Source organism: Psychrobacter sp. JCM 18901, from assembly GCF_000586435.1.
Lineage (GTDB): Bacteria > Pseudomonadota > Gammaproteobacteria > Pseudomonadales > Moraxellaceae > Psychrobacter.
Genome location: NZ_BAWH01000033.1, coordinates 1 through 10,923, shown reverse-complemented (window position 1 = coordinate 10,923; position 10,923 = coordinate 1). Strand labels below are relative to the sequence as shown.

Below are 10,923 nucleotides of genomic sequence, written 5' to 3'. Positions count from 1 at the left end.
TATTTTATCCCAATTTCTATCAATCTTAATCTCAACTACTTTTTTATATTTTCATCATATAAGAATCGTTGATTAAAAAAATTTTTTAAAACTACTCATATTCCTATAATCTATAACTTCATAGTTACAAAACGATTGATACTCATTTAAAAATAACTTAAGTTTTCTGGAGTTAGATGCTTCTTTCCATTTTCTGATGTAATATATGGTAACCAATCAATCTCCTTTGAAAAGTCAAAAGGACGAGTAAACCCACTATATTTTGAATTTTTATTGTGTGTCATTTTTATTATATGTAAAAGTAGATCTAATCCTTTTTTTGTAGAGTCGTATATAAGGTTCATATCATCGTTATTTGTAGTTTCACTATCAATGTAATCTATATTGTCGACAGAATTATCTTCATCATCAATTTCACCGTCTTCTAAATACTCACTTATAGAGTTCCAAAATTTTTCATCAACATCTTGTAATTGATCGTTAGCTTTTAGACCTAGATACTTCTTTGCCCATAAATAAATATTTTCAGGATCCTCATAAAATTTCAACAAGGCATTTCTACGCTGTCTGCCATCTAATAGCCATCGAGTTTTAATACCATCAGCATCCTCAACGTTTAGTATACTAACTCCCATTGGATACTCTTTAAAAATACTAATAACTAACTCGAAATTTTTTTTATCATCCCATGTCTGTTTTCTTTGAAATCTTGGTAATTTAATATTTGTATCTTCAATAAAGCTCTTTAATGACTCTGGTCTTATTTCGTACATAACAAACCTTTATATATTTAAGTAACAGAGGTAGTGACAACTATGGATTATTTGCTGAATAAGATGTGTATTATATTAATAACCTTTATTTTATAGTTATAAAACACCCCAAATCATTTGCAAATACAGTAGCAAGAACCTAAAAATTTTTGTGCAAAACAATATAACAGATAATAGCACACAAATATTCAGTTATTTATCAGAAGCAAGCGTTGGTTAGACAACTAACCAGTAGACAATAAAAAAACGCCATCACAATTGTGACAGCGTTCTCTGACAATATAAATATTTACGCTTTATTTACAACGCTTTCAACTGCTCCATCTGCGCTGTCATCGCCGTCAACTGCCTTCTAGCTCAGCAAGCTTCGCTTTCTCAGCATCGACCACTTCCGCAGGCGCTTTACTGACAAAGCCTTCATTACCTAGCTTACGAGCGATACCGTCGGCTTGCTTCTGTATTTTTTCATGCGCTTTGCTTAGACGTGCCAGCTCAGCTGTTGGATCAATCAGACCTTTCATCGGTACGAGCACACGCAGCTGACCGACCATGCTTGATGATGACAGTGGCACATCATCGCCTTCTTTAACAATCTCTAAGCTCTCAACTTTGGCAAGCGCTTTGAACTGATTTTTGATACGTGACAGACGCGCTTCTTCATCTTGCGAGACGTTTTGTAGTAGCACTGGCAGGCGTACCGCATTACCCAGTTTCATCTCACCACGGATGTTACGGACGCTCGCGATTAGCTCTTGTAGCCATGCCATATCCGCTTCGGTCTGCTCGCTGATTTGGCTATCATCGGTCTGTGGATAGTCAGCGACCACGATGCTGTCGGTGTTTTTGCGACCCAATAGCGGCGCGATGGTCTGCCAGATTTGCTCAGTCAGATACGGCATGATTGGATGGGTAAAGCGTAGCGCAGTCTCTAGCACGTGCAATAACACATAGCGGATTTGCGCTTTGCGCGTATCCGTCACCGAGTCATCATTGAGACTGGCTTTGGCAAGCTCAACGTACCAATCACAGTACTCATTCCAGATGAACTCATAGATATCTTGGCTGACCATATCGAGACGATACTGAGCAAAATGCTGATGAATGTCTTTGATGCTAGAGTTTAGGCGACTCATGATCCATTTTTCTGGTAATTCCCACACGTCGGGATTCGCCACTTGGTCGATAGGCTTGGCGTTGCTATCACCATCGACGCAGTTCATGAGGACAAAACGACTAGCGTTCCAAATTTTATTACAGAAGTTACGATAGCCCTCGACACGCTTTAGATCAAAGTTAATATCGCGACCCGTACTGGCTAATGAGGTAAAGGTAAAGCGCAGTGCATCCGTACCATACGCTGGGATGCCTTCTGGAAACTCTTTACGCGTTTGCTTCTCAATCTTGGCCGCGTCTTTTGGATTCATCATATTGCTGGTGCGTTTTTCGACCAGCGCTTCTAGCTCAATACCGTCAATGAGATCAATCGGATCTAAGACGTTACCTTTCGATTTTGACATTTTTTTGACCATTGCCATCACGTACTAGACCATGCACATAGACGGTCTTAAACGGTACTTGCGGCGTGCCATCTTCGTTTTTTTACGAAATGCATAGTCATCATGATCATGCGGGCCACCCAAAAGAAGATAATGTCAAAACCTGTCACAAGCACGCTGGTTGGGTGGAAAGTATCCATCACGCGTGGATCAGCGTTGACGTCTGCCCAGTCAAGCGTACTGAACGTCCATAGACCAGAGCTGAACCACGTATCGAGCACGTCATCGTCTTGGCGCAGTTTTACATCATCACTTAGGTTGTATTTGCTACGCACTTCCGCTTCGTCACGAGCGACATAGATTTCACCTGTCGAATCGTCATACCATGCAGGGATACGATGACCCCACCACAGCTGACGCTGATACACCAGTCTTGTAGATCGGTCATCCACGCCATATACATGTTTTTGTACTGCGCAGGGACGAACTCAATGCTGCCGTCTTCTACTGCGTCAATCGCAGGCTTGGCAAGCTCTTTGACCGCGACATACCATTGATCGGTCAACCACGGCTCAACGATCGTACCGCCACGCTCAGCACGCGGAGCTTTAAGTGCGTAGTCTTCAATATCTTCTAGCCAGCCTTGCTCGCCTGCTTGCTCAACGAGGAACTTACGCGCAGCAAAACGCTCAAGTCCTGCGTATTCGCTCGGCGTGGTCTCTAACGTTGGCTCACGTGTTTGCAAGTCAGGATAGACTTCCATCGCTGGCAAGATATTAGCGCGCTCATCAAGAATGTTAATCAGTGGCAAGCTATGGCGACGACCCAATTCATAATCATTAAAATCATGCGCTGGGGTGATTTTGACACAGCCCGTACCGAAGTCTTTTTCGACATAATCATCAGCGACGATAGGCACGACACGACCCGTAATCGGTAAGGTAATGGTTTTGTCGACTAAATGCGCATAACGCTCATCGCTAGGATTAACGGCGACAGCGGTATCACCAAGCAAAGTCTCAGGACGTGTGGTTGCGACGACCAGATAGTTTTTACCATCTTGGGTGGTTAGGTCTGTATCGGTGAAATGATAGCGGAAATGCCACAAGCTGCCTTTTTCGTCGTGGTTTTCGACTTCTAAATCAGACAATGCGGTTTGGAACTTTGGATCCCAGTTGACCAAACGCTTACCACGATAAATCAAACCATCATCGAAAAGACGAACGAACACTTCTTTTACCGCATTAGACAAGCCATCATCCATGGTAAAGCGCTCACGCGACCAGTCAACCGAGCTGCCCAAACGGCGAATCTGGCTGGTGATATTGCCACCTGACTCTTCTTTCCATTCCCATACTTTATCGATGAAATCTGCACGTGTCATATCACGGCGCTTGATACCTTGCGCTTCCAGACGACGCTCAACGACCATCTGGGTGGCGATACCCGCATGATCCGTACCCGGCTGCCACAGCGTATTGTCGCCATCCATACGGTGATAACGGGTGAGCGCATCCATAATAGCGTTGTTAAAACCGTGACCCATGTGTAGCGAGCCCGTGACGTTTGGCGGTGGTAGCGCAATAGAAAACGATTCGTCTTTATCAAAAGTCGGCTGAAAATAGCCGCTTTCTTCCCAGCCTTGATACATGCCCGCTTCGACTTCCGCAGGATTATAGGCGCTCTCTAATTGGCTTAAGGCCGCTTGGATCGACTGGGTCAAATTGGTTTTCGCATTGCTATCAATGCTGGTATCGGTATTAGGATTGCTCATAATAGGGTGATCTTATTGTTGATAATGAATGTGGTCAAAATGAGATAGCGTACAACGCTATAAAAACAGGAAAAATAGTTGATAGTGTGATTTTAACGCAGATAGGCAGATTTTGTTAGATGGTAAGGCAATTTATAAAGCCTGAAGGCGATTTATTACTCAAATTGTTAATCAATCAACAACAGCAATCCGAAGAATGGGAAATATAATAGAGATTACTTATGCAACAAAATCATTAGCCTATAACCAGCGAGCCAACCGTGTCCCAAGATACCGAGCATGACCATGATTCTCAGGCTAATCTATCAGACAGCGAGCGTGTGAGCGTGAACACCACCCCTCCTATGCCTAAAGATAATCATACGTTAGAAGAAAGCAGCGATTCTTCTAAAGACATTGGGGTAGATAAGGACGCAGACGACACTACAGACAGTCATGCAAACGAAACTTCAGATAGTGACGCAGACGAACCTATCAAAGCCACCGAAGACTTAGAAAATGACGACCTGCCAGAAGAAATCAGCGACGAAGACAAAGAAACCATCAAAAAGGTCGCCAGTGACGACAATCTAAGCCAAGCGAAAAGCTACGCCAGTATCTTAGTCGAGCAAGTTATCCACGCAAAAGAAACCTTTGAGCGTTCACTTGGTTCGTTATTTACCAGTGCTTTTACGGCTGGGCTAGAGATTGGCATCAGCTTTTTTATGATTTTATCAGCGTTTGCCCTACTTAATGATGTGATACCAAGTCGCTATGCCATGGTGCTGTCGTCACTGCTGTATCCGATCGGCTTTATTATCGTAGTGATTGGTCAGTCGTTATTATTTACAGAGCAGACTTCCCTCTTAAGCTTGCCTGTCTTAAATAAAATTGAACCGCTGCACAAGCTCCTGCGGCTGTGGGGCATCGTCATCGCTGGTAATATCGTTGGCGGCTGTATCTTTGCGGCATTAATGATTGGTCTAGGACTGCATATGCACCTGTTTACAGACCATGCTATCGATGTTTATGCCGAGCATATCTTAGGTTTTGAGTGGTGGGTTATCTTTGGCAGCGCGTGCTAGCAGGCTGGATGATGGGCATGGCTGCATGCTGGTGACCTCCGCACGTGACACACTTAGCCGTATCGTATTGGTGACGCTTATCACTGGTAGCATTGGGTTTTTAGGCTTGCATCATAGTATCGTGGGCAATATCGAAGTATTTTCAGCGCTGCTGTATGGCAATACCGTCAGTCTCTGGCGCTACTTGGTATTTTTAGTCGTGGTACTGGTGGGCAATACGGTAGGCGGCGTGGTATTCGTCGCGGTACTCAAAAACCGTACGTTCTTATTTGAAATTGAAAAAGTCAAAGAGCAAGCTGCCGAGGCAAGAGCGAAAATGGACAGACGAAGATTCTAGACTTGAGATAAAACTGATTTGAGCTAAAGCTGGTTTGAGTTAAAACGAGCACTAAACATAAAAGCCCATAACCTGCTTCATTATACAAAGCGGATTATGGGCTTTTTTATTGCATCATACATTGCTGTTTGTTTGTCAATACTGTCTCAACTGGCGCAACAATGCGTTACTACGGTTATCTTAAACCTCTTACATTCTACGTGCTGCCAGTACGCTGTTTTCTATCTCGGTTCTTTTGGCTTTATTGTGCTGGGCAGTGAATACTCTGACCATGATACCAGCGGTCAAGAACATGATTAGCGTATAAATGGCTGGCGTCATTGACATCTTATAGTTAGCCAATAGCGTCAGTGCCATAAACATCGAAAGCGTACTGTTTTGTAGGCCGACCTCCATAGTAATCGAGCGTCTTTGTGCAGGATTTAGACCGAACCATTTACTGGTGTAATAACCAAGCGCCATCGTCGATACGTTCAATATCAATGCCACAGGGCCAGTAGCGATTAACGCTTCAACGATAATGTCTCGTTGCACATAACTTAAGAAAAGTACCAAGAAGCTCAAAAATATCACGCCAAAACGAGACACCATCACCTGTCCCTTGTCTGCAGCATTAGGGGCGTAGCGTTTGATCAACATACCAATACTGACGGGTAAGATAGTCAGAGCAATTAGGCTGATCATGGTCTTGACCACTGGCAGCTGGAACTCACTACCCGCACCCATAAAGTATACGAGCGAAAAACTAAGGACGATAGGAATGGTAAATACGGTAATGACACTGGCAATAGCGGTCATGGTGACCGAAAGTGCGACGTCACCTTTGGCTAAATAGGTAAATAGGTTCGATGTCGTGCCACCAGGACACAATACCAACAACATAACCCCAACGGCGTACTCTGGCTCGAGAGACATGGTGGTTGCCAAGGCAAAACCTACCAATGGTAAGAATATTAGCTGATTGGTCAAGCCTATAGCGACTGCTTTAGGGTATTTGACGACTCTCTTAAAATCATTGGTAACTAAGGACAACCCCATTCCCATCATAATCAAAAAGATACTAATGGGAATGACTTTTGCATTTATAAACGTGACTAACTCAACACCTTCCATAACTACATCCTTGTAGATAGAGCCCTTACACGGGCAGGTTTATGACAACCTCGTCATGCTCAATCAGCCAATCCTGCTGATATCTTGGGTAAAAGCCACCGACGTTGTCAGCTCTTTATATGACACTTTTCCATACAGTCGTGTTTTTTAAACCGACAATTTTTGATAAAACTGGTTTATACGAACCGAAATAATAACGGAACGGCAAAATTCAGTATATCGTTGTAAAAGTGTATGGTTTTGATTTTTCTGACTACTCGTCAGTCAATTATAGGTTTTTACACTTGAAAATAAAGTAGAAATGATTTAAGCGGAGGTTTTGTGATTTATAGCAGATGTAGAGTGAATATGGTCGATATTGATAACAGCTGTACCGTAGGCGATGGCTTCGACCATACTGCCTAATTGGTTGACATTGGTTACCTCAAGACGTAACCCGTAGATATGCGTGTAGCCTTTGACTTTTGCCTCAGTCCGCATACGAACAATGGCTTCGCGGCGTGCACGATCTAGCAAAGTCTCATAGGTGGTTAAATTTTTGCCAAAGACACTTAATACGCGAGCGATAATCATTTTGAAATAATCTTGAGCGATGACGACACTACCAAGCACCAGCTCGCCTTCACTACCCGCTGCTAACTTGGGACGGTATAGACGTTCGCTTGAGACAGTGATATCGCCCAATGCTTGCTCTGCTACTGTTAGCTGTGCCAAATGCTGACGCTCATGGCGTGACCCGAAGAACCAGCCAGCTGCGAATAAGAAGACAAACGGCCCATAATTGATGAGCACTTGCGTGAGTGAATCATTCATAGCACGTTTCTCATCATAAAAAGCATCGGTGCTTTTAGCATTATAGGATTCGGTATTATAGTTTTTAGCATTGTAGCTTTTAGTATTATAGGATTAACCAAAAGGATTGAAACGCGGTAAATCATCGGGTGCGACTTGGGTCTGAGTATTCGTATTTTGACTAGAATGGTCGTAACCATCGCTTGGTAGGTTTTGATACTGCTGCTGTGATATCGGCACGACCTTGACCGCCGTACCATAGACAAACAGCTCTGAGGCACCTTGGGCAATACTAGAAGTCGAAAAACGTAGACCGACCACCGCATCAGCACCGAGCGCCTCTGCTTTGACAATCATGCGATCGATTGCTTCTTGGCGTGACTCTTCTAATAGCTCGGTATAAGCCGTCAGCTCACCGCCAACGATGTTTTTTTAACCCAGCAAACAAGTCTTTACCCACGTGCTTTGAGCGCACAGTACTACCGTACACCACGTCTAGGCGTTCAGTGATTTGATAGTTAGGTAAGTGTTCAAGGTTAGAGAGTTGCACAGTCATAGGACGACCTTATCGGTGACTTATAAAATATATAGTAAATCAAAGCGCTGCGATACAGCATAGACAAGACAGAAACAGCACCGTTAGCAGCGCTGTTTCTTAGCATTATTAATCGTTGGTATGAAACAATAAAAACAGCTCAGTCAAATTACCTTCGATGCTATTGGCCATCTGTACCATTTTATCTTCGTCTTTACGCATCTCAGATAGCTCTGGATCTTCATCATCGATACCGCTTAGTACGATCATTGGCAAGGTCAATACTGCTACGTCTTCTGCCGTCTCTTCGTCTTCAAACCAATCACTTGCTTCATCACCATACATGGCATCGACAAAACCGATTGACCAAGCAACGATGTCTGACTCGTCAGAGAAATCAACCGCCACTTCTTCGTTACCGGCATCTTCACCAAATGGTAATTCAATAGGCGTCTCATTTTTTTAGCTCAGCCATAATCGAATCGCGCCAGCGTTTGATACCGTCGATGACGTTTTCTGGAATCTCACTTACGTGACCTTCGAACAGAGCATCCATCCAGTTAGGCAATGGACGACCGATGACTGTCGCTGTCAAAAAACCATGCGCTGCGACACTATCTAGCACAAACTGGCTTTCTTGATTGTCCAAATAGTCTAGTAATTCATCAAACTTAGTTGGTTACTCATAATTTGGTTTTCCTTAGCAGATAGATGTCATCAATCGCAGTGGGCGATCGGTTAAATAAAAGAGGACGATTACTTAAGTAGAGACTAAAGGCTGCTTAGTTAATCAAACTCAAGCAACCTCTATCAGGTAAGTATTATCGAAATGAACTGGTTGCAAGCAACCTAGAAAATTAGAAAAGTAACAAATAGCAGGCAACCAATTCGACTGGCTAAATAATTTTAGTCATTAAAATAGCCACTGCTGTCAAAGTAGCCACTAAAGCACTTTAGTCCACTGAAACGACTGATGCCGACAAATTAAAAATCGTCATCATCCCAATCATCGCCGTCTTCATCGAAGTTGTCTATGTCGTCTAGATCGTCTTTTAACTCTTTAGCCAAACGCTTTTCTTCTAGCAAATTATCGATTAGCCGACGTTTTTCAAGACTACTTAAACGTGTACGTGCGCTCGTCTCAGCTTCTTCAACCATCTTTGCATCATCATCGTCGACAAAATCATCATCAAAATCGTCGTCAATATCAGCGTCACTCATGACAAACTCCTATCATTTTTAGGCAAGGGTATTAAGAATACATCAATATATATATGCCTTATAAAGTCTCTATTGAATGTTGTCAATCCTTTTTCGCAATATGGTACATTTCAACCCTACGATTAAGATAGTCCAGTAGGCTATATAACAGACAATTGTAATATAAATGACCAAATACAGTGGGCATTAAATGTGTAGCTCATCCTCATCTTCAATCATAAGACTGCGTTGCGCACATCAGCCAAACGCTGAATCAATGAGTCGTTAGCCCCATCAAATATCGCACACTCACGCTCGTAGACAGTGGTTGGGCGCATGATGTTATGTACTTGTACATGATTGCTGATTTGCTTGAGACCGGCATTTGGCAATAATATTAATAGCTGCTCTTTTTTTGCCAATACTCTGGAGCAAGTGAGTCATTGGCTCTGACTGCGCCTCATCGCTCACGCCCGCTTTTGCTGGCAAGGCAAAGCGCGACAGCTCAATGTGCTTGTCGTGGATAATTTTGTTGAGCATTAAATATAGCTTGGCAAGCATCACGCCTGCGAGCGCTACTTTTGCGTGGCTATTATCAGCCTTTAGTACCACACTTGCACCATTGTCTTCAAAGTGCGCTTCATTCATCGCACTCACGCCCAATAGCAATGGTTGTCTTAACAACTCAGTCACGGCTTGATTCAGCAGCTGGGTGCAGAGCGCTAGATACGGAAGACGCTGCGCAGGTGCAAGGCGTTCAAGCATATTGAACTCATCATGGAATACGATTTGAACTTTGACGCTATCAACGGCTCGGGTGGCAGACAGTTTAGACGTATGGCTGGCAGCTTGAGAAGCAACACCGTCTGTATCTGCTATTTCGCTTTCGCCACCTTCACTCGCACTCGCTAGATTGTCAGTATCGCTACCTGTCTCTTGGTTTTGCTGAGTTCTAAGGTACTCGTTCACTTCATTATGTACATTAAACTTGCGTGCATTAGTCACTTCGTCATCTGTGGCATTAGCCGTATTATCAGTCGTTACTTGACTGTCTGCTAAATGAGACGCTGATTGACCCGTTGACTGGCGCTCAAGCTCACGGTCATAGCCGCGTTGATCGACTGGTCTATATTGGTCACGATACAGCTCTTGGATATCTCGACTTAATGCATTGATTTGCTCTTTGGTCGGACGAGCGAGGTAACCGTAAATCAGCCAAAGCAGTAAATGTAGCAGCATAGTACCGATGACAAACGGCCATTGCATGGCGATAATCTCGCCTTTGCTAACGTCTTTCAAAGTCAGTGCAACGCTACCGATAACTGCATCGCCATTGGTGGCGATTTGACGAATGGTGTCACCTTGCTGCATCGGCGCATTGCTACTGGCACCAAGATATCATCGTTGTTGTCCTTAATCAGTATCCGTGTGACGTCTTGTTCGCTGGTATAGCGGTTGGCAATAACGCTTAAGCTCACACGATCTTTATTTTCTAAAGACAACCTTGCTTCATCAATCAGCTGGGCGACCATCTGCTCGCCTTTTAACGCACGACTATTGCTCAGCTGTTGGTCAGTACTAATGACCAATAACAGCGTCTGCAAACAAAAACTAACCAGAAGAATAATGGCAAACAACCCTTGCCGCGGCGCTAAATACGTCATGATATGTTAAACTTTTTTTTGAAGAGAAGAAATTAAAAAACGAGGCTACTGCTCATTTTTTTGGCTAATTTTTAAACAATTTTGATGTGCGCCAACTTTGATGCGCACATAGTGATAAAGCAGTACTGATTATTAACGACTATCAACAGCATCAATATTGTTGCCAGCTTCGCAA

The 10,923-nt window shown here is 43.4% G+C and carries 6 protein-coding genes and 4 pseudogenes; 2 read left to right on the top strand and 8 right to left on the bottom strand.

Annotated features, from left to right (window positions below):
* Positions 1-146: 146 nt before the first annotated feature.
* Together TT11_RS16175 and TT11_RS16170 are read right to left on the bottom strand one after the other, a co-directional pair.
* Positions 147-773, bottom strand: a complete 627-nt coding sequence (locus TT11_RS16175; RefSeq protein ID WP_261871152.1) for a DUF262 domain-containing protein — start codon at positions 771-773, stop codon at positions 147-149.
* A 300-nt stretch (positions 774-1,073) separates the two neighbouring features.
* A pseudogene (locus TT11_RS16170) lies at positions 1,074-3,992 on the bottom strand (valine--tRNA ligase).
* Between the two features lie 311 nt (positions 3,993-4,303).
* Between TT11_RS16170 and TT11_RS16165 the strand changes: the two are divergent.
* Both TT11_RS16165 and TT11_RS16160 read left to right on the top strand, forming a co-directional pair.
* Positions 4,304-5,107 carry a formate/nitrite transporter family protein gene (locus TT11_RS16165; protein ID WP_261871151.1) on the top strand — a complete coding sequence of 268 codons (804 nt, stop codon included), beginning with the start codon at positions 4,304-4,306 and terminating at the stop codon, positions 5,105-5,107.
* Complete coding sequence (locus TT11_RS16160; protein WP_261871150.1) at positions 5,091-5,444, top strand: formate/nitrite transporter family protein; 354 nt, start codon at positions 5,091-5,093, stop codon at positions 5,442-5,444. The genes TT11_RS16165 and TT11_RS16160 overlap by 17 nt, the downstream gene beginning before the upstream one ends.
* A gap of 189 nt (positions 5,445-5,633) precedes the next feature.
* Here TT11_RS16160 and TT11_RS16155 read toward each other — a convergent pair whose 3' ends face one another.
* The 6 genes and pseudogenes from TT11_RS16155 to TT11_RS16125 all read right to left on the bottom strand — a co-directional run bounded on the left by TT11_RS16155 (position 5,634) and on the right by TT11_RS16125 (position 10,748).
* The gene (locus TT11_RS16155) at positions 5,634-6,557 is read right to left on the bottom strand and encodes a bile acid:sodium symporter family protein (protein ID WP_179799341.1); all 924 of its coding nucleotides are present in this window, start codon (positions 6,555-6,557) and stop codon (positions 5,634-5,636) included.
* A 306-nt stretch (positions 6,558-6,863) separates the two neighbouring features.
* A complete protein-coding gene (locus tag TT11_RS16150) occupies positions 6,864-7,370 on the bottom strand; it encodes a YbjQ family protein (RefSeq protein WP_261871149.1) in 507 nt (168 codons plus the stop codon).
* 93 nt (positions 7,371-7,463) lie between these two features.
* Positions 7,464-7,899, bottom strand: a pseudogene (locus tag TT11_RS16145) (YbjQ family protein).
* A 114-nt stretch (positions 7,900-8,013) separates the two neighbouring features.
* Positions 8,014-8,571, bottom strand: a pseudogene (locus TT11_RS17560) (UPF0149 family protein).
* Positions 8,572-8,868: 297 nt separating this feature from the next.
* Positions 8,869-9,105 (bottom strand): PA3496 family putative envelope integrity protein, encoded by a 237-nt coding sequence (locus TT11_RS16130; protein WP_261871146.1) that lies wholly within the window; start codon positions 9,103-9,105, stop codon positions 8,869-8,871.
* Positions 9,106-9,291: 186 nt separating this feature from the next.
* Positions 9,292-10,748, bottom strand: a pseudogene (locus TT11_RS16125) (hypothetical protein).
* Positions 10,749-10,923: the final 175 nt, after the last annotated feature.

Bases quoted from the DNA above. Each gene is read 5' to 3' on its own strand.
- TT11_RS16130 (WP_261871146.1), bottom strand. From the start codon at position 9,105: ATGAGTGACGCTGATATTGACGACGATTTTGATGATGATTTTGTCGAC.
- TT11_RS16155 (WP_179799341.1), bottom strand. From the start codon at position 6,557: ATGGAAGGTGTTGAGTTAGTCACGTTTATAAATGCAAAAGTCATTCCC.
- TT11_RS16175 (WP_261871152.1), bottom strand. From the start codon at position 773: ATGTACGAAATAAGACCAGAGTCATTAAAGAGCTTTATTGAAGATACA.
- TT11_RS16150 (WP_261871149.1), bottom strand. From the start codon at position 7,370: ATGAATGATTCACTCACGCAAGTGCTCATCAATTATGGGCCGTTTGTC.